The following is a 25,671-nucleotide window of genomic DNA, read 5'->3' as shown; positions in this document are numbered from 1 at the left end:
GCTTTTCGGGAGAAGGTCTCCTCGTTCGGTGAGGTGGGCAGTCAGCAATATTGAGCGAAAGTTGCCTGCATCCCTTCCTGGGATAGCGTGGCCGGGTGTCGATCGATCGAAGCTACATCCGGGTCAAAGCGATGCTTGTCGCGCCAAACACCGAGGGAACCGCGCATGCAGTCAGCCTCAACGCCCCGACCTCGGAGAACCCGAGCGGATATCACCGGCTGATCGGTGGCAGCGTTGAGCTCGGCGAGACGCACAGCGCCGCGGTCCAACGTGAGGTGAGCGAAGAGCTATCGGCGGCGATCCGCGATCTACGTTACCTCGGCGTGGTGGAGAATATCTTTCAGATAGACGGTGAAGCTGGCCACGAGATCGTCTTCGTGTACACCGGGCGCCTGGATCCCGAGCCGGCGTCCAGGGGAGCGACGCTCACTGAGAGTGACGGGGCTGTCGTTCCCGTCGTCTGGCGACCTTTCGATGACGGCGCCGAGCAGTTGCCTATCTATCCAGCCGCGGTCATGCGGCTACTAGAAACCGCCTGACCTCCTCGCGAACGCCCCTACCATCCGATATCGCGAGAGAATTGATTCGTGACTGCGATCATCCTTAGTGACCTCAAACGGCGACTCTTCACCGAAGGGCTCCTCGACGAGCCGACCATCGACGATGGATTCGTGTCCGGACGGGCACGCTTCGAGGCGGCAGGCAACGACGTGACAGTACACGTCGACCCGGATTTCGACGATGCGGACGATGACGACTTCGACGTCAGTGGGCTCTTGGAGATGGTGTCGCGGGTGCTCGCGTTTCCCGAGGCGCGTTGGCGGACAGTGCTCGATCGCATCGCGGAAGAGATCGAGGATGCCGCCGGTGACCCTGACGCGATCGCGGAGAAGACCGACCTGCGTCTGGACCTCGAGGTGCATTCGATAACCGTGTTGCCCGACGCTGCACTGCTGTCGTTCGTGGCCCCGCGCCAGTTCCCCGAATCGTGGATTCGTGCACAGCTGGACGACGAACTCGAAATCGAGGACGTCTTTGTCGACGAGAAGCTCGAGGGCACGCCTAGCTAGCGCGGAGTGTCGCTTTCCTTCGTGGATGGATTCGTGCCGACGGCGAGCACCCGTTCGGCCGCTCGCACCATTGCGATGTCTATGAAGGTCCCGTCTTCGAGCGCGAAGGCCCCGGTGCCGTCCGCAGCGGCGGTGCGCACGCGGTCAACGATGCTCTGCGCTCGCGCGATCTCCGTCGCATCCGGCGTGAAGACACGGCGAATCACCTCGAGCTGGCGTGGATGCACAGCGGTGCGACCAGCGAAACCGAGAGCGCGACCGGCGCGGCAGCTCGCCTCCAGGCCGGCGAGATCGGACACATCGGCGTATACGGCCATCAAGGGAGCCGGCAGACCGGCAGCGGCTGCGGCGTTGACGATGCGGCTGCGCGACCAGGCCAGCCCCGCTTCGCCCGCCGGTCCGGCGGGAACACCGAGCTCCGCGCGCAGGTCGGCCTCGCCGGTCGCGATCGAGGACACACCCGAGCACGCGATCTCGAACGCGCGCTCGATCGCGAGTGCCGACTCGAGAAGGGCGTGCACCTGACGCCCGGGTGCAGCGGCGCGGACGGCGGCCACGTCCTCCGCCGACTGAGTCTTCGGCAAGCGCACGCCAAACGTAGGCGGTAGCTCGGCGACGGCTGTGAGATCGGCGTCGTGCGCGGGCGACCCGATGCCGTTGATCCGTACCTGCACCGCGGGTGCGCATGCGCCGAGAACTTCCCACGCCGCAGCGAAGTCGATGAGGGTCGCGCGCGCATCGCTCTTGCGGGATGCCGCGACGGCGTCCTCAAGGTCGATGACGACGGCATCCGCACCCGAGGTCAGCGCTTTCTCAAATCGCTCCGGCCGATCGGCCGGAGCGTAGAGCGCGACGATGATGGAGCGCGTCATCCGATACTTCCTTCCTCGCGCAGCGCGGCGAGTTCGTCGTCCGAGTATCCCAGCTCGGTCAGTACTGCATCAGTATCGGCGCCGTGAGCCCGACCGGTGAATGCGATCGTCGCCTCATCGCGTGACATCCGAAACAGAGGACCTTGCATGGCGATCTCGCCGAGATCGGCATCGTGGATGCGGTGGATGGTGCCGAGCGCATTGAACTGCGGATCGGCGACGATGTCTGACGGATCGTAGATCGGCGCCACTGCAGCATCCGCGGCCTCGAACGCGGTGATGACTTCGTCGCGGGAGCGCTGGGCGATCCAGGAGCCGACAGCGTCATCGAGTAGATCGGCGTGCTCGGCGCGGGTGGCTCCGTCGGCGAACCACGGTTCTTCCACAAGCTCGGGCCGGCCGACAAGCGCGACGACGCGTTCGGCGATCGACTGCGCGCTCGTCGACACCGCGACCCAGGAGCCGTCAGCGGTGCGGTACGCATTGCGGGGTGCGTTATTGACGGAGCGATTGCCGGTTCGCGGCTGCACGGTGCCCAGCTGGTCCCATCTGGTGATCTGAGGGCCGAGCATCGCGAGGATCGGCTCGATGATGGCGACATCGACTTCCTGGCCTTTGCCGTCCCGGTCGCGAGCGTGCAGAGCAACCATGATCGCGTAGGCCGTCGCGAGCGATGCGACGCCGTCCGCGAGCCCGAACGGAGGCAGCGTCGGCGGACCATCCGGCTCACCTGTCGACGATGCGAACCCACTCATCGCCTCCGCAAGAGTGCCGAAACCTGGCCGGCGCCGATACGGCCCGATCTGCCCGAAACCGGTCACGCGCGCGAGCACCAACCCAGGGTTCTCCGCGGAGAGCGCGGCGTAGTCGAGCCCCCAGCGCTCGAGCGTGCCGGGGCGGAAGTTCTCGATCACGACGTCGGCGGTACGAGCGAGGCGAAGGAACGCATCGCGGCCGCCGTCGGTGTGCAGATCGATCGCCACGGTGCGCTTGTTACGACCGAGCGTCTTCCACCAGAGGTTCTGCCCGTCCTTACTCGGCCCGTGGCCGCGCGCGGGATCGGGCCGATTCGGATGCTCGACCTTGATGACGTCGGCGCCCATGTCGCCCAGGTGCATCGCAGCCATCGGGCCAGCGAACAGCGTCGAGGCGTCCACGACTCGCAGCCCGTCGAGCGCACTCACGGTGTGTTCTCCCGGCAGATGCGGAAGCCGATCGACGGCGACGCATCTTGCCCGAGGCCGGGCAACAGCAGTTTGGCGCTGAAGTCCGCGGGCTTCACACCACCGTCGAAGTACCAGTCCGAGCCTTCGCTACGATGCGCGCTGCCGCCCTTGAGTATGACGAAGCGCGTGCGGCCGTCCGAATGCTCCGATTCGGTCCAGTTCCAGACCTCGGGGGTGCGACGGGTAAAGCCGGGCTGGACTGCGGCGAGCTGCCACTCGTCCTCGGTGGGAAGCCGACCGCCAGCCCAGGCTGCGTACTCGCGGGCACGGGTGAACGTCACATTCGCTGCGGGACGGTCGGGGTTACGGGCATCCGTGACTTCGCCGATCGCGTCGAGGAACCGGGCGTACTCGGCTTCGCTCACCTCAGCGGCAGCGATCTGCACCGGCTGCGCGACGACGACCGAACGGTCGAGGGTGCGCTGATCGTGCAGACGAGGAGGGAGCGGCTTCCACTCGTCGACGTAGGGTGCACCGTCGTACATCCCGGTCTCTCGCATCCGGAACCGTACGGTGAGCGTGTACTCGCCCGTGGGCACCGTGACGGGAGCGGTGGTGGTGGAGCTAACCGGGGCCGATTCGATCAGAGCAACCGGACCGTCCCACCGGGGTGGGGCCAGCCGTCGTGAGGTGCGGTGTGGGAAGGAGGCGTCGTTCTCAGCGGTCTCGTTGGCGAGTGCGGCCTGCGCAGCGCCGAGCGCGTCCGGGACGGTGACTCCGTCAGCCACCTGCACGGCAGCGGCGATCCCGCCAGCGGGGACCGTGACCGCGTCGGCGGTGTCACCCGCGTGCAGCGCCGACCACCCGGTGCCGACAGGGCGGTACACCGCGTCGACGTTCGACGTGTTGGCGAGGAGCAGCAGTGTCACGCCGTCGCGCTCGAACGTGGATCCGGCGACCGCGCCGTCGAGAACGTTCAGCGGGGTCCACTCTCCCTCGACGAGCCAGCGGTGGAACCCGCGCTGGACGGGGAGCATGCGACGCAGCGTTGCGGCATCCCGGCTGTTCCAACCGACCCACGCACCGAAGACGACTTCCCAGACCATGATGCCAACACCGTTGAGCCAGGCGGAGCGAAGCTCTGCCGCGTGATCGCGATGCCAGCGACGGATGTGGTGCTGCATGTGGCGGCGTTCGAACCACCGGGCGCGGAGGACACCCGGCACCTCGGAATCGGCGAACCACTGCGCCCAGGAGAGCGTGTGGTCGGCGATCCGCTCGGTTGCGAGTTTCGACTCGCCTTCGAGACCGATGCCGGGGCGCGCCTGATCGAGGGCGGCGACGAGCTCGGGATCGGCCTTCTTGAGAGTGTCGAGGAACACGCCGTCCGCGCTGAGGCGACGCACAGTGGAGGCGAGCTCATCGGCGTCACCGCCCGCGCGACGCGTCCCGGTGTCCCAGGGGTTGTAGTCGAGGAATACGGCGACGCCCGCGGCGCGCAGTTCTGCGGCGACGTCGGCAAGCCCCGGCACGTCGTAGAAGTCCCACTGATTGCGCTCGTCGATGCCGATCACCGGATATGCGTGCCACAGCACAACACCGTCGAGACCGCCGAAGCGCTCCCGGGCATCGGCCAGAAAACGCTCGGGGGTGAAGCGCTGCGCCTCGAAGTCGAAGAACAGCTCGTCCCACAACCAGAGCTGCGCCACGGTGAAGCAACGGCTGGCCCATGCCGATGCCGGATCGTCGTATCGTGCCGGCTCGCCGTGGCGACGTCGTGCACCGTTACGCCATGCGGTGAGCTGCGTCCGCCACCGATCGATGTCGGCGACGTCAGCCGGTGCCGCGAAGATCTTCGCGTCATCCAGCGCGATCGCTGCATCGCCCGTGGCGAGATCGACATCGAGTGGAACCCGAGTGGGTAGATCCAGTTCGCGGGGGTGCAGGGGATCAAAGCCGCCGCTCATGCGTGCGTCCTTTCCAATAGTTCGGCGACCTCGGTCGCAGACGGGACCGCATCCTGGGCGCCGGCGCGGGTGACCGCGATCGCGGCCGCTGCTGCCCCCGCGCGAGCGGCGTCTGCGAGCAACGCCGCATCAACGCTTTCGGGCGCACGGCCGGATGCCGAGAGTGTGGCGGCGAACATTCCGCAGAACGTATCGCCGGCACCGGTCGTGTCGACCGCTTCTGCAGCGAACGCGGGAATGTCTACCCGTTCGTCACCGCACACGATGAGCGAGCCGCGCCGACCGAGGGTCACGACGAGTGCGCGCACGCGAGGCGCGAGTGCCACGACGGCCGCTTCGAGATTATCGACGCCGGCGACGTCCAGAGCCTCATGCTCGTTCACGATGAGCACATCGACTGAGGGGAGCAGTGCGGCTCCGGCCGTCACGAACGGCGCCGACGGCGCGGCGTTGAGCAGATGCCATGCCTGCGCACCGCGGCTGGCTGCGGCATCCTGTACCAGCGAGATCGGATTCTCCAGCTGGGTGAGAACGACCTGCGCCGACGCCACGACCGCACGCTGTGCCGGTGTCAGGGCGGTCGCGACCGCGTTGGCGCCGGGCACGACGACGATGGTGTTCTCGGCGGCGTCATCGACGGAGATGAGTGCGATGCCGCTCGGCCCATCGACCTGCGAGACTCCCGAGACGTCGATGCCGTCGGCGACGAGCGCGCCACGGAGGCTCTCGCCATCCGAGTCTGTGCCGACCGCGCCGACGAATGCGACGGATACGCCGCCAGCTCGGCGTGCGGCGACAGCCTGATTGGCGCCCTTGCCTCCGCCGGTGCGCACCATCGAGGACGCGAGCACTGTCTCGCCGGGGGCGGGAATCCGGCTGACGCGCGCGACGATGTCCTGGTTGATGCTGCCGACGATGACAACACTCATGACGTTCCCTCCGACAGGCGAAGCGTACGCTCGGCGAGTTCGCGGATGGATCTCTCGGCGCCACCAGGCATCGAGGTCGCGATGCGGTCCTTCAACGGCGTGGTCCATGCCTCGCCGATTCCGTCAGCGCCCACGAGTCCGCCGACAACGGACCCGACGGTCGCCCCGACCGAGTCGGTGTCCCAGCCGCCCGCCACCGCCAACGCGATCGCTGCGCCGAAGTCGTCGCCGTATGCCTGAAGAGCACACGCAGCGAGCGCCGCATTGTTGAGGGTGTGTACCCAGTGCATCCCTTCGAAAGCCGCGTGTAGAACGTCGAGCGCCGAGTCCGCGGTCAGCAAACCTGCGGCCAGCGAGCGGCCGGTCTTGCGGCCGAGACGCACGGCGTCAGCGAGGCGTGAGGCCGGCGGCACGACCGTGTCGGCAGCATCCAATGCCTCGTCTGCGGAACCGGCGACCAGCGACGCCGAGCAGAGAGCCGCGGCCCACATCTCACCGTATATGCCGTTGCGGGCATGGCTCAGCCGCGCATCGGTCCATGCCGATGCGGCAGCGGCACGCACGTCACCGGGATGCGCCCAGCCATGCACATCGGCGCGAATGAGGGCGCCGATCCATTCGCGGAACGGATTGTGATGGGTGGCAGTCTCGGGCACGGGCCTGGCATCGAGGATGTTCCGATACGCCGCGCGCTCGGCGGTGAAGACGCGGCCTGCGGGCAAAGCAGCCAGCCACGCCTGGGCGACATCCTCGGTCGTCAGATTCTCACCGTGCGTCTCGAGCAGATCGAGCGCGAGGATTGGGAAGTTGAGGTCGTCGTCCTCTGGCATCCCATCGATGTTCTCCACGAGCGAGGTGGGCGCCGAGCGGCGGTTCCACGGCCAACGCTGTGCGACCTCTGTGGGGAGTCCGACAGCCGTGAAGTACGTCTGGATCGGCCAGTTCCCGGTGGCACGCGCGATCTCTTCGATGCCGTCGCGGGGAATCTTCTCCACGGGCTTTCCGAGCAGGCAACCGGCAGACCGGCCGAGCCATGCCCCATGCACGCGGTCGAACGCCACCGAATCTGCAGAAGCGGGCGCAGCAGCGGGAAGCAGCGCGACGATATCGGACCACTCGTCCGGCTCGTCGGCGCTCGGCGTCTGCAGGCGCTGCAACTCATCGAGAACAGTGCGCGCCAGGGCGCGCAGCTCCGGGGGAGCAGGCGTAGCGCTTGCCCCCGAGGGCGCGAGCTGGATCGATCCGCCCGCGTCCGCCCATTGCTGCTCGATGGCAGCGACGTCGCTCTCCGCGACGCCCTGCTCGCGGAGCGCGGCGAGTTCTGCGGGGACCAGGTCTTCCGGCTGCGCCCAGGTCAATCTCACGCCGCGCCCTCCTGATTTTGTGACGCGCCGAGCACCGTTGCCAGTGCTGCCACCCGCTGTGTCGCACGGTCGGCGTCTGCGCGTGCGACGTCGCGGACGACCTCTGTCATCGAGGTCACGACGCCGTCGAGATCGAGTCGACTGGCCGTCGTGACGCCCGAGACCCATTCGCTCGGCACCGCATCCTGGCCATGGAGGCCACCGCAGATGGCACCGGCCATCGTCGCGATCGAATCGGAGTCACGGCCGTAGTTGACGGCGTCGAGCACCGCGGCGCGCAAGTCGCCATCGCGAGCGACGACGAAGCCGAGGGCGACGGGAAGCTCCTCAATCGACTTGGTGCGAGAGGGCAATCGGGCATCCATCGCCGGCGCGCGGTACTGCTCGCCCACGGTGTCAAACGGTGCGACTGCTGCGCGTACGACGCGAGCGAGGTCTCGTGGATCATCCGATCCACCGGCAACCATGAAGGCATCGACAGCGTCGAACACAGCACGAATCGCCGCGGCGGTGCCGTCGTGAGCGACATCGAGCACTGCCGCGCGCACGTCGGCGATCGTCGCCCCGGATGCGGCGGATGCCGCCACAGCCGCGGCGAACACGCCAGCGGCTTCGCGTCCGTAGGACGACTGGTGCGCTCCGGCGATGTCGATGGCCTCGGCATATGCACCGCGCGGGTCACCGATGTGCACGAGCCCGACGGGGGCCATATACATCGTGGCACCGCAGTTGACGATGTTGCCGACGCCTGCCTCACGGGGGTCAGCGTGACCGTAGTGCAGCTTCGCGACAATCCACTTCTCGGCGAGGAAGACACGCTGCAGGATGAGTGCGTCGTCCTCGAGCTCGGGGACCCAGCGGCGCTCACCGATCATGAGCGGGACGAGATCCCCGGCGACGTCGTACGCATCGAGGTGGCGACGCCGCTTGGCGTACACCTCCACGAGCGCGTGCGTCATGAGAGTGTCATCCGTGACGTGTCCGTCGCCCTTGTGGTACGGAGCGATCGGTCGCGCCGTCCTCCAATCGGCGAGGAATGGGCCGACGATTCCCTCGACCCGACCGCCGTGACGTTCTTCGATCTGCTCGGGGGTCCAGCCCTCGGTGGCACCTCCCAGTGCGTCTCCCACTGCGGCGCCGGCGAGCACTCCGGCCACTCGGTCCTGCAACACGAACATTTCCACTCCTTGTTTACCTCTGATGTCGATGACGGGCGGGGGCGAACCGGTGGCTCGCCCCCGCAGATGTCATCAGCCGGCGATGTCGGCCCAGCCGTCGGACAGCTGGGCGGCCAGCTGCTCACTGGTGATCTGGTCGGCCAGGTACTGCTGGAAGGCCGGCGTCGCGATGGTGTCTTTCCACTCGGTGTACTTCTCCACCTTGAGGAACGGCGGACCAACGAGTCCCTCACCGGATGCCAGCACCTGGGTCCAGGCCGGGTTATCGGCGGCCAGCTTCTCCACCGCGGCGCGTGCCGAGTCGGACGACGGGATGAGCGCATCGGCGTAGGCGATCTCGGCGAGGTTGTCGCTGCTCATGAAGAAGTTGAGGAAGTCGGCAGACTCCTCCACGTGCTCGGAATCGATGTTCACCGAGTACGTCTGCGGGTTCGCTGCCTGGATGGCACCGGCCGAGCCTTCGAGCGGCGGCAGCGCGACCCAGTTGAACCCATCGGGCGCGTCGTTCGCGATGTTCGTCGCCTGGAACGAACCCTGCACGGTCATCGCGATCGTGCCGCCGTAGAACGATGCGAGCACGTCCGATCCTGACTGGGTCAGGGAGACGGGTTGGATCGACTTGTCGGTGTACGCCATCTCGTGGATGAGCTCCGGCACGGCGAGTTCGGCATCGCCGACCTCGATCGAGGCATCCGCGCCTTCACCGGAGAAGAAACCGCCATCGAAACCGAGCGAAAGGCTCATGATTGTCGAGGTAGGCGACGCGAGGCCCCAGCCGAGTCCGTGAACGTCGGCAGTGGTCGTTGCTTTCGCAATCTCCTGCAGCTCTTCCCATGTCATCGTGTCGCCGCTGGGAATCTCGACGCCGCTGGCCTCAAGGAGGTCGGCGTTGGCGAACACCATGTACGACTGCAATGTCGATGGGTAAGCGATGATCTCGCCGTCCTGAGTGACGGACTCCCAGATGCCCTCGGAGATATCGGACTTCAGGTCCGGATCGATGTAGTCAGTGAGATCGGCAAGGTAACCATCAACGGCGAAGGAAACGATAGAGCTCGCCTCATAGTGGATGATGTCCGGTGCCGTTCCGCCCGTGAACTGGGTGATGAGTTTGTCAAACGTGCCATCCCACCCGGCCTGGATGATCTCGACCTGAACGTCGGAGTTGTCCGCGTTCCATTCGTCGACGATCGCCTTCACTGCGGCCTGCGTCGCCGGTTGGTCAGACAACGACTGGAACTCGAGGGTGACAGCATCGCCCTCACCCTCGTCGCCTCCGCCGGTCGCGCTGCCCTGCTGGCATCCGCTCAGGGCGAAGACCGCCACGCCCACGAACGCGATGGCGCCAATGCCTCGGATTCTCTTCATGATGCTCGCCTTTCTTCTGTGATCTTTTCTTGGTGAAACGAATCAGCCCTTGACTGCACCGGCGAGCATTCCGCCGGTGAGTTTCTTCTGCAGGATGCTGAAGATGATGAGCGACGGGATTGTCGCGAGGATCGCGCCTGCGGCCAGCGGGCCCAGCTGTGTCTGCCCTTCGGCTCCCAGGAAGGAGCGCAGAGCGATCGGAAGCGTGTAGAGCTCGGGGCTCTGCAACAACACGAGGGCGAGGAAGAATTCGTTCCAGGCCGAGACGAAGGTGAACATCGCGGTTGCGACGAGTCCCGGTGCGAGCAGTGGAAGGACGATCGTGCGGAGGATCGTCACTCGTGATGCCCCGTCCATCTCGCCGGCTTCCTCGAGTTCCGTCGGAATCGCCGCGACATAGCCCTGCAGCATCCAGAGCGTGAACGGCAATGTGAAGGTGACGTAGACGAGGATCAATCCGAACAGCGTGTCGTTCAGGTGGATCGTGCGGAGCACCAGGAACAGCGGGATGATGATCAGGATCGACGGGAAGACCTGGCTGGTGAGGATCCAGACCGTTCCGGCCGCACGAAGCTTGCCCTTGAGCCGCGCGAGCGCATAGGCCATTGGCATGGACAGCACTACCGTGATCACCATCGTCGCGAGCGAGACCATGAGCGAGTTGCCCGCAGCGAGCAGGAGATTCTGTCTCTCGAGTGCATTGCCGTAGTTGCTGAAGTCCCAGGTGGCCGGCAGCAGGTTGACGGCGAGAGAGTTCAGCTCTCCCGACGACTTGAACGACGCTGACAGCAACCAGAGCAGAGGGAATCCGAGGAAGAACAGGAATGCCGCGAGTGCCGTATACATCAGCACCGTCGCGTACCAGGGGCGCTTCGTGGTCATGAGCGCGCTCCCTTCGTCTGACGGAACTGGTTGATGAGATAGAGCGACAGGATCAACATGATCGCGATGACGAGCACGTCGCCCATCGCGGATGCATATCCGATCTCACGGTTGCGGAAGGCCTCCAGATAGGTGAACAGCGGAGGGATCATCGTGCGCCCGCCCGGCCCACCCTCGGTGAGCACATAGATGAGCCCGAATGAGTTGAACTGCCAGATGAAGTCGAGGGCCGTCACCGCGAAGATGATGGGGCGAAGCGCGGGAAGCGTGATGTGCCAGAACCGGCGGAAGGCGCCGGCGCCGTCGACGGCGGCAGCCTCGTGCTGCTCCGCCGAGATCGACTGCATTCCGGCCAGCAGCAGCACCGTCGTCTGAGGGATGCCTGCCCAGACTCCCACCACGATGACTGCAGGCAAGGCGGTGGAGAAGTCGCCGAGCCAGTTGACTCCGGGGATCCCGACCGCTTCGAGGGCTCCGTTGAGGGGGCCAGAGTTGGGGTTGTAGATCATTCGCCACACGATCGCGATGACCACCGGCGGCATTGCCCAGGGGATCAGTGCCAGAACCCGGGTGAGTCCTTTCAGGCGCAGGTCACTGTTGAGCAGGAGTGCGAGCCCCATGGCACAGACGAGGGTCAGAAGCGCAACGGAGCCTGCCCAGACGATGCCGATGCCGAACGATCCCCAGAAGCGGTGATCTCCGAGCAGCTCGATGAAGTTCCCGAAGCCGATGAAGTTGACCTCGGCGTTCCGCTTGAGCGTGGCATCCGTGAAGCCGAGTGCCACACCGCTGACGAGCGGGATGACGGAAAAGATGATGATCGGCAGGAGTGCCGGGATCACGAGGGCGACGGCCTCACGGCGCTGCGCGCGGGCGCGATGACCGATCCGCTTCGTCTGCCGCGGGGGTTTCGTGGCGGTGATGCTCATCCGGCTGTCCTCTCTTCATCGAGTTCGGTGGGTTCGGTGGGTTCGGTGCTCAGGTTGAGTGCGGATGCGGCGCCACCCCGTGCATGAGCGCGGGAGAGGGATGATCCGCGCACGACCAGTGACGGTGCGACGGTGACCGTGTGCGCGGCGCGCGATGGCTCGGCAATGCGCGCGAGCAGGAGCTCTGCGGCGACACGACCGCGCTCCTCGGCGCCGAGGTCGACGCTGGTCAGGCCGGGGCGGATGACTCCCGCGAGTTCCGTGTTGTCGATGCCGGTCACAGCGATGTCGTGTGGAACGGTCAACCCGAGGTCTTCGGCGGCACGAATCGCGCCAATGCCGATCAGATCGTTGGCCGCGACGATGGCGTCGGGGCGATGGTCGCCTTCGAGTACTTGGCGTGCCGCGGCGTACCCGGCAGCGATTGTGAAGTCTTCGGCGTCGAAACTGCGGGTCGAAACGAGTGGGTGCGCGGTGACGGCTGCGGCGAAGCCATCGCGACGGAAAGTTCCAGGAGTCGTATCGCTGGGGCCGTTCACGAAGGCGATGTCACGTCGTCCCTCAGCGACGAGGTGATCCACCACAAGGCGCATCGCGGTGAGCGAGTCGGCCCGCACAGTGTCGAGGCTCGAGCCGTCGGGCAGGCGCCCGAGAACGACGATCGGCGTGGGCGTCTTCGCGAGAGCAGCGAGAAGTTCGTCGGTGACGCGCAGAGGCGAGAGGATCATGCCGTCGACGTAGCCTCGCCCGAGGTCACGCACGACGTCGACCGACGACGATGACGTTCCCGTCGACGAGAGGACCAAGCGATACCCCGACGCAGACACCACCCGCTCAACCGCGGTCATCATCTCGACGTAGACGGGGTTACCGATATCGGCGACGGCATAGGCGAGTTGGTGAGTGCGGCCGAGTTTGAGCGACCGCGCGGTCGCATCGGCGACGTACCCGAGTGTTTCGGCCGCGTGCTGCACTTTCGCGATCGTCTCAGCGCTCGCGATCTGACCGTTCAGAGCCCGTGAGGCGGACGCGATCGATACGCCAGCGTGCGCAGCGACCTGAGTAATGGTTACACGAACCACGCGCTCTCCTTCGAGTACTGTAAACGTTTCCAACGGTGACAAAACTATGCCACCGGAGGGTGTTCGATGTCAAGGTGGCGGGGTGACGACCTCGTAAAGTCAGCGCTGAGACAGTCGTGGACGTACCCGTTCGCGATGTCGCGGGGGAAAAGGAGTCAGCAACACTGACGGGTATAACTTGTTATACTTCAATTATGAAAACGGCGATCTCACTCCCGGACGGAGACTTCGAACGCTTCGAGCGTGTGGCGGCACGGCATGGTATGAATCGATCGGAGTTCTATCGCCGCGCCGGAAATCGCCTCGTCGAAGAGTTGGAAGGCGAAGCCGAACTGACAGCACTGGCCAACTCCGTAATAGCGCGCATTGGGCAGCCTTCTGCGGGTAGTCCGTTCCTTCAGGAGTCGGAGCGCATCGTGCGTGAGGGCACCGAGTGGTGATCGCGCACGGCGACGTTGTCTGGGTCGACTTCGGGTCGCCGCGTGGTTCTGAGCCTGCAAAACGTCGACCTGCCGTCGTCATGCAGGAGGACTGGCTCCTCGCCACCGAACTCGCCACGGTGCTCGTGGTGCCGCTGACCTCGAATGCTGCGCTTGAGGCGTTTCCAGGCAATGTGCTTGTGCCGATCGATGCGTCTGGACTGGGGCAGGACTCCGTAGCAGTCGTGTCGCAGGTCGGTCCGGTCGGTCGTGAGTTTATTGAGCCGTATCCGGTCGGACATGTCCCGACGTATATCCTTTCAAAAATTGCCGATGGTATTCGACTGGTATTGGGCATCTGACGAGCGACAACAGATCAGCGGCGCGTGCCGACGTGAGGCTTCCTTCCCAAGATGTGGAGTAGGTGGTTCGATCGTTGGATGTCTACGAGAAGGCCACAAGCGCTGTATGTCTGGGCGCATGCGTACGCGGCGGGGCAGCTCCCAGAGGACGTCCGCATCGAACAGCAGAAGCTGCGGGATGCTGAACTTGTCATCTTCCAGTTCCCGCTCTGGTGGTACTCGGTGCCTGCGACGCTCAAGGGCTGGTTCGGCGGGTGTTCGCGTCTGGATTCGGATTCGATGTGCTTGATCCTGCGACCGGCATCCCGCGGAAGTACGGTGACGGCGTGCTTGTCGGGAAGCGTGCTCTGATCTCCATATCGCTCGGAGAGGGCCTCCGCTCGGTCGCGCCGCGCGGGATCGCGGGTGATCTCGGTTCTCTTCTCTTTCCCCGACGCACGACACGCTGTTCTACACCGGCATCGAACCACTTCCGCTTCACATAATCGCGGATGCCGATGATCTGGGTCCTGACGATGTGGAGCGTGAGATCCGACGATTCACTGTCGTGTTTGAGTGGCGAGCACAACTTCGGACGGCAGACGTGACACGCTGCCAGGGCGACGCATCTCGCGGCGTGTCGGAGGAGTGATCCGAAGTTGTGTACGGGCCGCTGGATGAGGCGTGAGCCTACCGAAGGTGAGACGCGCCGTTGAGATCGCGGACGCCTCAGTACCAGTTCACCGACTGCGAGTGGCCCCATGCCGAGCAGGGTGCGCCGTAGGCGCGCTGGATGTAATCCAGGCCCCAGCGGATCTGCGTGGTTCCGTTGGTTGCCCAGTCGTCGCCGAAGCTCGCCATCTTGTTGCCGGGGAGCGACTGGGGGATGCCGGTAGCTCCGCCGCCGGAGTTATAGGCCTGGTAGTCCCAGCCGGACTCCTTGTTCCACAGCGAGTTCAGGCACGAGAACTGGTCGTCGCCCCAGCCGTACTGATCAGCAGCGATCTGCCGCGCGACGTTGCGGGCACCCTCGGGAGTATTCGCTGCGGTGAGGGCCGCGACGGCCGCCGCTTCAGCCTGCTGCTGTGCGATCGCGGCATTCAGTCGTTCGCGCAGCGCCGTGGCCTGCGCGGTCATCAGCGCGGTCTGCTCGGTGAGGCCGGCGGTGAGGGCTGGGCGCTGCAGTATCGCGTCGGCATCGCCCTCGGCGAGAGAGCCGAGTGTGCTCAACAGGTCTGCGGTGTCAACCGCGATGCTCTCGGCACCCAGATCGACTTCGGCCGACGACGCATCCACGACGACAGTTGCGGCATTCGTCAACGCAGCGCGCGCGGTGGTGACAGCCGCGTCGGCCTCGGCCATGCCGACTCCGAGCTGTTCAGAATCGGAGACGGCAGCGCGTCCGAGCGATGCGGCAACGGCGGGCGCCGCCGCCGAGATTCCGGCGGTGACGAGCAGTCCCAGAACCGCACCTACGGCGATCGTGATGATGGCGGTGCGCGGTCGGGCAGGTGTGAGCAACGGAGTTTCTGGCATGACGAACGTAACGATCCTTTGAAGTATCTGGGGGCCGCGTACAGCGGTGGGTGTGCCTTCGGGGGCGGGCACAAGGTAACGATTCTGTATCACCGACCCTGTGCGTGGCCCCGGTGCTCCCTGGATGCCAGGTGTGAGAGAGGTTGCAAAAAGATCGCTACTCAGTCTTGCCAAGTACCGGTACCTAGTGTTACTTTCTACCGGTAGTCAGTAACACCAACTAGAAGGGAGGGCTCAGTGGCAAGTCAACTTACCGAGATGCTCAAGGGCACTCTCGAGGGCATCGTCCTTACCATCCTGACCGAGCGCCCCGCGTACGGGTACGAGATCACGGCGCGGCTGCGCGACGAAGGCTTCGTCGACGTGGTCGAGGGCACGGTGTACGCGCTGCTCGTCCGCATCGAGCAACGCGGTTTCGTGGATGTGAAGAAGGTTCCCTCTGAGAAGGGGCCGCCCCGCAAGGTTTATTCGCTCAATAGGAACGGCCGCACCCAGCTCGGAGAATTCTGGAAGACCTGGAGCTTCCTCTCCGAACGCATCGAACACCTCCACCAGAACACATACGACGAAGGGAAATGATCATGGCCGCAAAATGGATCGAAGCGCTCACTGGATCGCTCGAACAGAAGAAACTGTACAAGCAGGACAAAGCCCGCATCGATGGTCTCCCCGAGCCCTATGCTTCGGCAGCGGGTGCAATGCACCGGTACCTCATGTACTCCGGAAATGTCACCGATGGCGACACTCTCACGACGATGTTCACCGACCTGGCTGACCTCTGGGAGCGCGCCGCGGTCGATGGCACGCCCGTGCGCGAAATCGTGGGTGACGATCCGGTGGAGTTCACCGAGACGTTCGCCAGTGCCTACTTGGGCAAGCGGTGGATCGACAAGGAGCGCGCACGCCTCACGAACGCGATCGACAGTGCGGAGAAGAAGGAGGAACGATGACCAGCGCTACGCCCAGTGGGCCCGCTATCAGAGTCAAAAGCATCACGAAGTCCTTCAAAGATCTGCAGGTGCTGCGGGGTGTCGACTTCGATGTGCAGTCGGGCAGCATCTTCGCGCTTCTCGGTTCGAACGGTGCCGGAAAGACCACGCTCGTACGGATCCTGTCGACGCTGTTGAAGGCGGATGCGGGTACGGCAGTGGTTCATGGGTTCGATGTCGCGACAGCGCCGAACGATGTGCGTCAGTCGATCAGCCTGACGGGCCAGTTCGCCGCAGTCGATGAGGTGCTCACAGGCCGGGAGAACCTCGTACTGGTCGCGAAGCTGCGTCATTTGAAGAATTCTGGAGAGATCGCGGATGACATGCTCGCCCGGTTCTCGCTCACGGATGCCGGCGCCCGCAAGACTGCCACCTACTCGGGTGGGATGCGGCGTCGGCTTGACATCGCGATGAGCCTGATCGGCAACCCGCCGGTGATCTTCTTGGACGAGCCGACCACTGGCCTGGACCCGCAGGCGCGGATCGAGGTGTGGCAGACCATCAAGGAGCTGGCGAACGGCGGTACCACGGTGCTCCTCACCACGCAGTATCTCGATGAGGCGGAGCAACTCGCTGACCGGATCGCGATTCTGCACAAGGGCACCATTATTCAGAACGGCACTCTCGCCGAACTCAAGCAGCTCCGCCCCTCGGCGAAGGTCGAGTACATCGAGAAGCAGCCCTCCCTCGAAGACGTCTTCCTCGCTCTCGTCGGCGAGACAGCGACCACAGCATCCAACGGAAAGGAACTGTCATGACCAGTCACGTGCTCAGCGATACTCGTGTTCTCACCGGGCGATCGCTGACTCATATCCTTCGCAGCCCCGACACGATCATCAGCACAGCGGTCACTCCGATCGCGCTGCTGCTGCTGTTCGTCTTCGTGCTCGGCGGCGCGATCGACACCGGCAGCGGTGGTTCCTACATCGACTACATGCTGCCGGGCATCCTGCTCATCACGATCGCCTCCGGTGTCGCCTACACCGCGTATCGGCTGTTCCTCGACATGCAAGGCGGCATCTTCGAGCGGTTCCAGTCGATGCCGGTGGCACGCTCCAGTGTGCTGTGGGCGCACGTGCTCACCTCCGCCATTGCGAACATCGTGTCCGTGGTGCTGGTCACTGGTGTTGCCTTCGCGATGGGCTTTCGCACCGCTGCATCATTCGGTTCCTGGCTGGCGGTCGCCGGCATCCTGGTCTTGTTCACCCTCGCGCTCACCTGGCTGGCCGTGATCGCCGGGCTCTCCGCCAAGACAGTGGATGGCGCGAGCGCGTTCAGTTATCCGCTCATCTTTCTGCCGTTCATCAGTTCGGCGTTCGTCCCGACGGAATCGATGCCTGGACCGGTCGCCTGGTTCGCGGAGCATCAGCCGGTGACGTCGATCGTCAACACCATCCGGGCGCTGTTCGCAGGACAGCCCGCCGGTGCGGAGATCTGGATCGCCCTCGCCTGGCTCGTCGGCATCCTCGTCGTCGCCTACGGCTTTGCAGTCGCCGTGTATCGCAAGAAGCTCAGCTGACGGCAAGCGTTGCGGCTAGTGGCCGGACTGCACCAGCGCCAAGCGTGAGTACAGGCCGTCAGCCGCGACTAGTTCGTTATGCGTTCCGGTCTCGATGACGCGTCCACCGTCGACCACCACGATCAGGTCGGCGCCGCGCACAGTCGACAGACGATGCGCCACGATCAGGGTCGTTCGTCCGGTGCGGGCTCGGTCAAGCGCTTCGGTCACCCGTGCCTCAGATGCCGAATCGAGAGCACTGGTCGCCTCATCCAGAACGAGGATGCGCGGATCGCGGATTAGCGCCCTGGCAATCGCAAGGCGCTGACGCTGACCCCCGGACAAGCGCGAGCCGCGCTCGCCGACGATCGTGTCGAGTCCTTCCGGTGTTCCGGTGACGATGTCGAGGGCGTTCGCCTCGGCCAACGCTGCGAAGACGTCGACGTCGTCGACGTGGCTGGACCCGTAGGCGACGTTCTCCCGCACAGACCCGGCCAGCAGCACCGTCTCCTGGGGGACAATCGAGACGAACTGGCGCAGCGCCCGAAGGTCGAGATCCGCGAGATCACGGCCGTCGACGCGCACGACTCCGGATTCGGGCCTGACGAAACCGAGCACGGTGTTGAGGATGGTCGACTTGCCCGAACCGGACGGCCCGACGAACGCGACGGTCTTACCCGCCGGGATGTCGAGATTGATGCCGTCCAGCGCTGGTCGCTCATCGGCGGAATACCGCACGACCACATTCTCCAGGCGGATGTCGCCCCGCACGGACGACACATAGTGCTTACCTCGGCTGTCTTCCACATCGAGTTCCTCGGCCACGTCGGCGATGGACCGCATCGCGTCCATACCGCGCGTGAAGACCGGCGCCGCGTTCATCAGCATCACGATCGCATTCGTCAGCATGCCGAAGTAGGTACTCAGCAGCACGACCTGGCCCGCGGTAATCGGCACAATGCCCGTCACCGCGAGCGTTGCCGCACCCACAAGGCACAGGAGCCCCAGCACTTGATAGGCAATCCATGACATCGCGCCGAAACGACCGTTGAGCACATCGAGGTCGCGTCCGGCACGGCGCACGGAATCGGCGCGCTCTGCGACCCGCGCGGTGGCCACATCTTCCAAGCCGTGACCGCGCGTAATCGGCATGAGTGCCGCCATCTCGCTGACCCGCGCCGAGAGCTGCTCAACCTCGATGCGGAACGCCTCGTTGCGTGAGGACGCGCGACGGCGAATATAGACAATGAGCGTCGCGGCGACCGGGATCGCAATTGCGAAGACAGCGATGAACAACGGCACGTTCAGCGCGGTGACAACGAGGGCGCCGACCAGCGTCGACAGCCCGGAGATCACGGTAGGGAACACCTGCGCGAGCATGAGCTCAAGGTTTTCCACGTCGCGCACGATTTTCGTTTGCACCACGGAGGCGCTCTGTCGGTTGTGAAAACCGAGCGAAAGCCGCTGCAATCGCGCGGCCAGGCCCGCGCGCACCGTGTACGCAAGCGCCCGGTTCGCGGTACTGGTTAGCCGAACAACGATCATGTTGAACGGGTAGTTGAGCACCAGCACGCTCAGCGCAAGAAGTCCCCAGAATCCGATGTTCGTCACTGGACCGCCACCCACGACGATGTCGATGATTGCTGCGGTAACCGGAGGCAGCACCCATGCGGCGCTGTCCTTGATGGCGAACGCGCCGACGGCGAGCGACATCCCGACGCGGTGCGGGCGCAGCATCCGCAGCAGTGAACGCAATGGTTGACTGCGACGCACGCTCATCGTCAGTAGGCGCTCGGGGTCGACGAGTGGGATCAGTCCCGTCCGGGGGACGGTCACGCCGAGCCCGCGCGGTGCAGATGCGCGGCGAACGGATGCTCGGCGGCGAGGCCAGCGAGAGCGACGGCCCCGTCGATACCTGCGCCCAAGGGTGCGACGAGCTTGACGGAGTCTGGCTCGGCGCGCGTCAGGGCCGTGCGGAATGCCTCCTGCAACGGGGCAGACCGGAAGACACCACCGATCGCGCACACGGTGAACACCTCGTCGTCTTCGCGGACGCGCCGGATCGCGCACGTCACGCTCGTGCTCAGCTCTTCTGCCGCGCGGGCGGTGATTCTGAGTGCCACGGCATCACCCTCGGACGCCAGGCGGGCGACCTGGGTCGTGAATGCCGCGACGATCCGCACGCGCTCTTCGTTCGCTTGCAGTGTCATATATGCCTGTGAGAGATCGGGCCACGTCGCGCGCACGACGTCGGTGAGTCCGGTGGCGGGGCCCCGGCCGTCGTAGGCACGCATGACCGCGTCAAGCGCCTCGCGCCCGATCCAATACCCGCTTCCAGCGTCGCCCATGATGTTGCCCCAGCCGTCCACCCTGGCGATCTCTCGCGGGCCGGCCGCCAGAGTCACGACACCTGTTCCTGACGCGACGACCGCTCCATGCTGATCGCCGAGCGCGCCTAGATAGGACGTGGTGGAGTCGTGCGCGAGGGCGACCTCTTCGATGCCGTTTGTGCGCGTAAGAGCGAGCAGGGCACCCGCATCGGCATCTCGTGCCGTGAGTCCGGAGATCCCCGCGGTCAGGATGCCGGGGGCAGTCTTCGTCTGCGAGATCGAGGCGCGGACGACCTCTGCGAGCTGCGGCAGCAGCGGCTCGTGAGTGTCGATGCCGCGGAACAGAAGGTCGTCGCTGCGCTCGACAGTGAGCACTCGCACCTTTATCCCGGACTGGCCCGCATCGACTGCGATGACACTCCTCGTAGTCACGCCGACTCCTTGACGCTCAACGTGGAATATGTCGCCCGCAGGAAGTCGCCAGCGGGCTTGCCGTACGGGCAGTAATCATCGTTCGCCGCCGCATCCGCGAGGTCGTAGAGCTGTGGGGGCCAGTCCCACAGGAACCAGCCGCGCACCCACGGCCTGCGCGCGCATGCGGCGAACATCTCCTCGTACCAGGCGAGTTGCGCCTCACCGGATGGAGCCCCGGCCAGGCTCCAGTCGTTGGGAAGTGCCGGAGATCCCTCGCGGGACGGGCATCCGCTTTCGAGGAAGACGAAAGGGCGATCAGCTGCTTCGACCACGCGCTCGATGCGGTCGAGGTGCTCCTCCCACGTGCCCTCCGGGTAGTACCCGCTGGAGGAGATCACGTCGACGGCATTCCACCAGGTGACGTGATCCTCCTGGTACTTGTCACAGTTGTAGGTCACCAGCCCCGAGTAGACCTCGCGCACGTCGGCGATCAGTGCACGCCAGTGCGCTTCCTGACCATCGGCGCGCACCATCTCGCATCCGATGCAGAACATCTCGCAGCTCTCTGCCTCGGCGATGCGGGCGGAATGCAGGATGAACTCCCGGTACGAGGCGAACCACTGCGTCCAAGTCGGCTCGCCAGGCACATCCCAGTCGAAGAAGCCGATGTGGGCGCGCCAGGTGCCGTCCGCGACGTTGACGACCGGCTTCAGACACACCTTCATCCCTAGATTCTTCGCCTCGCGGATCGCCCACACGATCTCGTCATCGGCCACCGTCGGAGCATCGCTGAAGGGGATCTCGGTCGAGAACGGTGTGGCCTGAAGTGCCGCGTAGGAGATTGCCGTCCACGTCACCGCATGGTCGGCCATTTCTCGCATCGAATGCGCAGCCGTCGGCGTCGCCCAGGTGCCACGCACTCCCGTCCAGCCCCACGTCATTCCGCAGACGGGGGCGTCGAGAGCGCTCACGCGGTCACCAACTGATTCGCGCTGCGCAGCACGCCGGGATTGGCGAGAGCGGTGGCATCGAGTGAGCCGTTGTGACGCACGAAGATCCGCGCGGTCTCGCCGGGGAGCAGCGTCAGCAGGCCCTCCTCGGCGTGCGCCGAGGGGTGCACCTTGTCTACGAGCAGCGTGACATCGCGCACGAGCACCTTCGCGGTCAGCGTCACCTCCGTGCCGCCGTCGACCGTTCGCGTGGACAGCGCGATCTCCTGCGCGGGCAGGGCGGAGTCGCGCGGCTCGGCGAAGAACCACAGGCCACGGGCATCCGGTGCCTCGGCGACGAGGAGTTCGCCGGCGGCATCCGACGGCGTCGCCAACTCAGCAGGAACCGGCACAACGAGCGTGCCGCGCGCAGGCACGGCGACGTCGATCGTGCGCTCGGCCAGGACTGCGCCGTCGAACGACAGTCGGCGTAGCGCCAGAGGTCCGTTCCACGCCTCGGCAGTGTCGTTGCCGAGTGCGACGACGAGCGCATCCGGGCGCGGTTGGATCGTGGCGACCCGGGGCGCGAACGCGTTGCGCAGTGCATGAAACAGGGGCTTCGCGCGTTCCGCACCGTCGATCGCGGCCCACGAGGTGACCGGCCAGCAGTCGTTGAGCTGCCAGACGATCGCACCCATGGTGTGCGGCGCGCAGGAGCGGAAGTGATCCAGCGCCGCACCCACAGCATTCGCCTGGTTCAGCTGCATTGCCCAGTGCCATGTCTCCATGTCTTCGGGCAACCGGAAGTGCGGGAGCAGCCCGTTGGTGAGCTTCGTGTTGCCCTCCATCGCCTTCTGGTGCACCACCATGCCGGGCGATTCTGGGGTGAGCGGCGCGTCATCGAGCGACTCGACGAGCGTCGTCCATGCTGGCGGACCCTGCCATCCAAATTCCGCCACGAATCGGGGAGTGTGCTTGCGGTAGGTGGTCCAGTCGCGGTCGTTCCACTGGCGCCACAGGTGCACCGTCCCGGAGGAATGATCGAGCGGATGCGGCCCGGTCTGCGTGCCGCTCGGCGACTCGGACGTCGGCGTCGGGTCCCAACCCATGCCCGTGCTGAACGGGCTGCCGGGAACATACGGCACATGTGCGGCCAGTTCGGCTATGAGCTGCGGAAACAGCTCGTAGTAGTAATGCGCACCCCACGTCTTTCCGTCGAGGCGCAGCTGCCAACCCCAGTCTGCGAAGCCCTCAAGAGCTTCATTGTTTCCGGCGAGCAGTACGAGCGACGGATGCGACGCCAGACGAACGATGTTCTCGCGCGCCTCCGCCTCGATCTCCGAGCGCAGCGGCTCCTCCTCCGGGTATGCAGCGCAGGCGAACAGGAAGTCCTGCCACGTGAGCAGACCCAGCTCGTCGGCTAGATCGTAGAAGTCGTCCGACTCGTACAGGCCGCCACCCCACACTCGGATGAGGTTGAGATTGGCGTCCAGTGCCTGACGGAAGCGGCGTTCGATGCGTGCGCGGTCCACACGCACGGGGAGCGCGTCATCCGGAATCCAGTTGACGCCCTTGACGAAGACCGGCTGGCCGTTGACGACCAGGGTGAAGGGATTGCCTGCGTCATCCGGGGCGGTGTCCCACTCCACGGTGCGAAAGCCCACCTTGCGCGTGGCGTCGTCGATGACCTCGCCGTCTGCCTCGAGTGCGACCTGCACTGTGTAGCGCGGCTGTGCACCGTAGCCGGTCGGCCACCAGCGCTCGACCTCGTCGAGTGTCAGGCGGATGCTCGCGCGGTCGCCGACCACATCCACTTCGGCAGTGCGGTCTCCGACGGACAGCCGAAGCGACAGTGCGGCATCCGCGTCATTGCGCTCGATCACAGCTACGGCATCGACGAGTCCGCCGTCGCCGTCTGGTGTCGCAGTCACGCGTACCTCGGCGATACGCGCACCCGACCACGACTCCAGTCGGATCGGCTTCCACGGACCACTGGTGAAGGTCGCGATGCCCCAGTCCCAACCGAAGTTGCACGCGGATTTGCGGATGGCATCGTAAGGCAGCGGGTACGGCCGGGGGCGGGTACCGAGCGTGATGCTCTGCGCGTTGGCGTATGGCACCGGCGCGCGGAACGCGAGCACCAACCGGTTCGTGCCCTCGGTGAGTAGAGTCCGGACATCGAAGCGGTACGAACGGTGCTGGTTGGCCACCTCGCCGAGGAGATGACCGTTCAGCCGGATCGCCGCCACCGTGTCGAGGCCGTCGAACACGAGATCATGCCGTGCGTTGTCATCCGGCGTCCACTCGAACGTCGTCTCGTATGTCCAGTCGACCAGACCGATCCACGCCACGAGTGCTTCGTTGACGCCGTGGAACGGGTCGGGGATGAGGCCGGCGGCCAGCAAATCCACGTGCACGGTGCCAGGCACAGTCGCGGGGATGAGCGCGGACGCGACCTCGGTGGGTGCGGGACCGGATGCGGCACGCACCGTCCATCCGTCGTGTAGCGTGCGGGCGGTGAGATGTGTCACTTGACGGCTCCTGCGGTCAGACCCTTGTAGATCCAGCGCTGAAGCAGCAGGAACGCGATGAGGGTCGGGATGATTACGAGCACAGCGCCCGCGGCGATGACTTCCCATTGGGCGCCGAACGGTCCCTTGAACCGGAACAGCGACGTAGAAATGAGGCCCTGCGATGGCAGATAGAGGAACGGCGTATAGAACTCGTTGTACACCGCGATGCCCTTGATGATGACGACCGTAGCGATTGCGGGCTTGAGCAGCGGCAGGATGATCCGCCAGTAGATCGTCCAACGGTTCGCGCCGTCGATCATTGCCGCCTCGTCGAGCGAGATCGGGATCGACTGCATGAACTGAATGAAGAGGTAAATCGCGATAATGTCGGTGCCCATAAACAGCAGGATCAGCGCGGTCTTGGTGTCGTACAGACCCAGCCCATTGATCAGCTGGAATGTCGCCACCTGACTGGTCACGCTGGGGATCAACGTTGCGACCAGGAACAGGCCGAAGACAACCTTCTTGCCGCGGAACTGGAAACGGTCCAGCGCGTACGCAGCCATGGTTCCGAGGAAGATCGTTCCCACCAGTGAGACGCCGAGCACGATCGCGGTATTGACGAAACCCTCGAGCATCTTTCCGCTCGTGAACGCGGTGACAAAGTTGTCGAAGTTGAGCCAGCTCGACGGCGGGTCGAACGGCCCGGTCTGCGCATACTCGGGAGCCGTCTTCAGGCTGGCGAACAACAGCACCGATAGCGGCAACAGTGTCACGACCGACGCAATGATCAGGCTGAGATACTTTGCCGACGTTGCGCTGCCGCTACGGAGGCGCTCCCAGTGCGAACGCCCATGGATCTGCCTGGGTTGTGTGGTGCGCAACGGCATTGTGCGCAGCGACTCGGTGGAAGTCATGTCAGGTCAACCTTCTCGTCGGGGAAGATTCTGCGTTGGATCCAGGTGACCAGCAGCACGATGACCAGCAGCACGACGGCCATCGCGGATGCGAGTCCGACCTGCCGGAACGTGAACGCCGTTTGCAGCGTTTGGATGACGAACGTGGCGGAGCCGTTTGCGCCACCGGTCATGATGAATGGGATCTCGAACACCGCAAGGCTGCCCGAGATCGCGAGGATGAAGCACAGCCCAACCACACGGCGGATGCCGGGGAAGATGATCGCCCAGAACTGCTGCCAACGGCTCGCACCGTCAAGGTCGGCGGCCTCGTACAGCTCATGCGGGATCGACTGGATCGCGCCGAGGAAGAGCACGAAGTTCATGCCGGTGTATCGCCACACTGACGTGCCAGCGAGGGACATGTTGACGACATCGGCATCACCGAGCCAGAGCGGCGGATCGGTGAGACCGAACCAGCTGAGCACCGTGTCGAGCGTTCCGTCGGGCTGGAAGAGGTAGAGGAACACGAACCCGATGGCGACGCCGTTGATCAGGTAGGGGAAGAACAGGATGCCGCGGAAGAGGCTCGAAAACCGCGTCGAGAAACTCAGGATCGTCGCGAAGTAGAGCGCGATCGCCATCTGCGCGAATGACGCGACGAAGTAATAGAGGCTAACGCCGAACACGGAGAAGATGCGTGGATCGGTGAATACCTGGACGAAGTTGTCCAGACCCACGAAGTTCTTGTCGAGGTCGATGCCGTCCCAGTCGGTGAGGCTGAAGTAAATCAGATTCAGCGCCGGCCAATACGTGAACAGCAGGAGCAGCCCCACCGCCCCGGCCAGGAAGAACCAGGGGGTGAGTCGTTGCAGGAGGAAACCGGTGCGCCCGATCCGGCGGGTCTTCCCGCCGGACAGGCGCACCTGCGTGGCCTGCGAGAGGGCGGCGGATGAACCCGCCGGTGCCCCGGAAGTTGTGATGGTCATGTCTCCGCCG

Annotated in this window: 26 protein-coding genes; 9 read left to right on the top strand and 17 right to left on the bottom strand. The window is 65.1% G+C overall.

Features of this window, described 5'->3' with window-relative positions; translation table 11 throughout:
• Positions 1-95: 95 nt before the first annotated feature.
• Positions 96-539, top strand: coding sequence for an NUDIX hydrolase (locus ACSU1G_RS18680; RefSeq protein ID WP_439281481.1), 444 nt, complete (start codon positions 96-98; stop codon positions 537-539).
• Between the two features lie 48 nt (positions 540-587).
• The gene (locus ACSU1G_RS18675) at positions 588-1,070 is read left to right on the top strand and encodes a cytochrome C5 (protein WP_439281480.1); all 483 of its coding nucleotides are present in this window, start codon (positions 588-590) and stop codon (positions 1,068-1,070) included.
• On the opposite strand, the gene ACSU1G_RS18670 is transcribed toward ACSU1G_RS18675, so the two are convergent.
• From ACSU1G_RS18670 to ACSU1G_RS18625, 10 genes are all read right to left on the bottom strand, one after another.
• Positions 1,067-1,942 (bottom strand): HpcH/HpaI aldolase/citrate lyase family protein, encoded by an 876-nt coding sequence (locus tag ACSU1G_RS18670; protein ID WP_439281479.1) that lies wholly within the window; start codon positions 1,940-1,942, stop codon positions 1,067-1,069. The two genes, ACSU1G_RS18675 and ACSU1G_RS18670, sit on opposite strands and share 4 nt — an antisense overlap.
• Positions 1,939-3,126, bottom strand: coding sequence for a CaiB/BaiF CoA transferase family protein (locus tag ACSU1G_RS18665; RefSeq protein WP_439281478.1), 1,188 nt, complete (start codon positions 3,124-3,126; stop codon positions 1,939-1,941). The genes ACSU1G_RS18670 and ACSU1G_RS18665 overlap by 4 nt, the downstream gene beginning before the upstream one ends.
• The gene (locus ACSU1G_RS18660) at positions 3,123-5,075 is read right to left on the bottom strand and encodes an SUMF1/EgtB/PvdO family nonheme iron enzyme (RefSeq protein ID WP_439281477.1); all 1,953 of its coding nucleotides are present in this window, start codon (positions 5,073-5,075) and stop codon (positions 3,123-3,125) included. Before ACSU1G_RS18660 ends, ACSU1G_RS18665 begins: the two co-directional genes overlap by 4 nt.
• Positions 5,072-6,004, bottom strand: a complete 933-nt coding sequence (locus ACSU1G_RS18655) for a ribokinase (RefSeq protein WP_439281476.1) — start codon at positions 6,002-6,004, stop codon at positions 5,072-5,074. The genes ACSU1G_RS18660 and ACSU1G_RS18655 overlap by 4 nt, the downstream gene beginning before the upstream one ends.
• Positions 6,001-7,368: an ADP-ribosylglycohydrolase family protein gene (locus tag ACSU1G_RS18650; RefSeq protein WP_439281475.1), complete on the bottom strand. Its 1,368-nt coding sequence runs from the start codon at positions 7,366-7,368 to the stop codon at positions 6,001-6,003. The genes ACSU1G_RS18655 and ACSU1G_RS18650 overlap by 4 nt, the downstream gene beginning before the upstream one ends.
• A complete protein-coding gene (locus ACSU1G_RS18645) occupies positions 7,365-8,546 on the bottom strand; it encodes an ADP-ribosylglycohydrolase family protein (RefSeq protein ID WP_439281474.1) in 1,182 nt (393 codons plus the stop codon). The genes ACSU1G_RS18650 and ACSU1G_RS18645 overlap by 4 nt, the downstream gene beginning before the upstream one ends.
• Positions 8,547-8,618: 72 nt before the next feature.
• Positions 8,619-9,914, bottom strand: coding sequence for an ABC transporter substrate-binding protein (locus ACSU1G_RS18640; RefSeq protein WP_439281473.1), 1,296 nt, complete (start codon positions 9,912-9,914; stop codon positions 8,619-8,621).
• Between the two features lie 42 nt (positions 9,915-9,956).
• Positions 9,957-10,796 carry a carbohydrate ABC transporter permease gene (locus ACSU1G_RS18635; protein ID WP_439281472.1) on the bottom strand — a complete coding sequence of 280 codons (840 nt, stop codon included), beginning with the start codon at positions 10,794-10,796 and terminating at the stop codon, positions 9,957-9,959.
• Positions 10,793-11,725 carry a carbohydrate ABC transporter permease gene (locus ACSU1G_RS18630; protein WP_439281471.1) on the bottom strand — a complete coding sequence of 311 codons (933 nt, stop codon included), beginning with the start codon at positions 11,723-11,725 and terminating at the stop codon, positions 10,793-10,795. Before ACSU1G_RS18630 ends, ACSU1G_RS18635 begins: the two co-directional genes overlap by 4 nt.
• Positions 11,722-12,807, bottom strand: coding sequence for a LacI family DNA-binding transcriptional regulator (locus ACSU1G_RS18625; RefSeq protein WP_439281470.1), 1,086 nt, complete (start codon positions 12,805-12,807; stop codon positions 11,722-11,724). The genes ACSU1G_RS18630 and ACSU1G_RS18625 overlap by 4 nt, the downstream gene beginning before the upstream one ends.
• A gap of 194 nt (positions 12,808-13,001) precedes the next feature.
• On the opposite strand from ACSU1G_RS18625, the gene ACSU1G_RS18620 reads away from it, so the two are divergent.
• Genes ACSU1G_RS18620 through ACSU1G_RS18610 form a run of 3 tightly spaced genes read left to right on the top strand, consistent with a single transcriptional unit; the run spans position 13,002 to position 13,939 of the window.
• Positions 13,002-13,247, top strand: a complete 246-nt coding sequence (locus tag ACSU1G_RS18620; RefSeq protein ID WP_439281469.1) for a CopG family transcriptional regulator — start codon at positions 13,002-13,004, stop codon at positions 13,245-13,247.
• Positions 13,241-13,588, top strand: coding sequence for a type II toxin-antitoxin system PemK/MazF family toxin (locus ACSU1G_RS18615; RefSeq protein WP_439281468.1), 348 nt, complete (start codon positions 13,241-13,243; stop codon positions 13,586-13,588). The genes ACSU1G_RS18620 and ACSU1G_RS18615 overlap by 7 nt, the downstream gene beginning before the upstream one ends.
• A gap of 51 nt (positions 13,589-13,639) precedes the next feature.
• Positions 13,640-13,939, top strand: coding sequence for an NAD(P)H-dependent oxidoreductase (locus ACSU1G_RS18610; protein WP_439281467.1), 300 nt, complete (start codon positions 13,640-13,642; stop codon positions 13,937-13,939).
• Positions 13,940-14,296: 357 nt separating this feature from the next.
• Here ACSU1G_RS18610 and ACSU1G_RS18605 read toward each other — a convergent pair whose 3' ends face one another.
• The gene (locus ACSU1G_RS18605; protein ID WP_439281466.1) at positions 14,297-15,103 is read right to left on the bottom strand and encodes a phospholipase; all 807 of its coding nucleotides are present in this window, start codon (positions 15,101-15,103) and stop codon (positions 14,297-14,299) included.
• Between the two features lie 237 nt (positions 15,104-15,340).
• On the opposite strand from ACSU1G_RS18605, the gene ACSU1G_RS18600 reads away from it, so the two are divergent.
• The 4 genes from ACSU1G_RS18600 to ACSU1G_RS18585 are packed head-to-tail and all read left to right on the top strand — an operon-like array spanning position 15,341 to position 17,611.
• Positions 15,341-15,682, top strand: coding sequence for a PadR family transcriptional regulator (locus tag ACSU1G_RS18600; RefSeq protein ID WP_439281465.1), 342 nt, complete (start codon positions 15,341-15,343; stop codon positions 15,680-15,682).
• 2 nt (positions 15,683-15,684) lie between these two features.
• Positions 15,685-16,053: a DUF1048 domain-containing protein gene (locus tag ACSU1G_RS18595; RefSeq protein WP_439281464.1), complete on the top strand. Its 369-nt coding sequence runs from the start codon at positions 15,685-15,687 to the stop codon at positions 16,051-16,053.
• Positions 16,050-16,850: an ABC transporter ATP-binding protein gene (locus ACSU1G_RS18590; protein WP_439281463.1), complete on the top strand. Its 801-nt coding sequence runs from the start codon at positions 16,050-16,052 to the stop codon at positions 16,848-16,850. The genes ACSU1G_RS18595 and ACSU1G_RS18590 overlap by 4 nt, the downstream gene beginning before the upstream one ends.
• Positions 16,847-17,611: an ABC transporter permease gene (locus ACSU1G_RS18585; RefSeq protein ID WP_439281462.1), complete on the top strand. Its 765-nt coding sequence runs from the start codon at positions 16,847-16,849 to the stop codon at positions 17,609-17,611. The genes ACSU1G_RS18590 and ACSU1G_RS18585 overlap by 4 nt, the downstream gene beginning before the upstream one ends.
• Positions 17,612-17,626: 15 nt before the next feature.
• On the opposite strand, the gene ACSU1G_RS18580 is transcribed toward ACSU1G_RS18585, so the two are convergent.
• The 6 genes from ACSU1G_RS18580 to ACSU1G_RS18555 are packed head-to-tail and all read right to left on the bottom strand — an operon-like array spanning position 17,627 to position 25,661.
• Entirely contained in the window at positions 17,627-19,426 is a 1,800-nt protein-coding gene (locus ACSU1G_RS18580) for an ABC transporter ATP-binding protein (protein WP_439281461.1), read from the bottom strand.
• Positions 19,423-20,352 (bottom strand): N-acetylglucosamine kinase, encoded by a 930-nt coding sequence (locus ACSU1G_RS18575; RefSeq protein WP_439281460.1) that lies wholly within the window; start codon positions 20,350-20,352, stop codon positions 19,423-19,425. Before ACSU1G_RS18575 ends, ACSU1G_RS18580 begins: the two co-directional genes overlap by 4 nt.
• Positions 20,349-21,305, bottom strand: coding sequence for a glycoside hydrolase family 113 (locus ACSU1G_RS18570; RefSeq protein ID WP_439281459.1), 957 nt, complete (start codon positions 21,303-21,305; stop codon positions 20,349-20,351). Before ACSU1G_RS18570 ends, ACSU1G_RS18575 begins: the two co-directional genes overlap by 4 nt.
• On the bottom strand, positions 21,302-23,794 hold the full coding sequence (locus ACSU1G_RS18565) for a glycosyl hydrolase 2 galactose-binding domain-containing protein (protein WP_439281458.1): 2,493 nt from the start codon (positions 23,792-23,794) through the stop codon (positions 21,302-21,304). Before ACSU1G_RS18565 ends, ACSU1G_RS18570 begins: the two co-directional genes overlap by 4 nt.
• Complete coding sequence (locus ACSU1G_RS18560) at positions 23,791-24,693, bottom strand: carbohydrate ABC transporter permease (RefSeq protein WP_439281457.1); 903 nt, start codon at positions 24,691-24,693, stop codon at positions 23,791-23,793. The genes ACSU1G_RS18565 and ACSU1G_RS18560 overlap by 4 nt, the downstream gene beginning before the upstream one ends.
• Positions 24,690-25,661, bottom strand: a complete 972-nt coding sequence (locus ACSU1G_RS18555) for a carbohydrate ABC transporter permease (RefSeq protein WP_439281456.1) — start codon at positions 25,659-25,661, stop codon at positions 24,690-24,692. The genes ACSU1G_RS18560 and ACSU1G_RS18555 overlap by 4 nt, the downstream gene beginning before the upstream one ends.
• Positions 25,662-25,671: the final 10 nt, after the last annotated feature.

The sequence above is a fragment of the Microbacterium sp. A93 genome (assembly GCF_051842835.1).
This window is presented reverse-complemented; position numbering and strand designations above follow the sequence as displayed.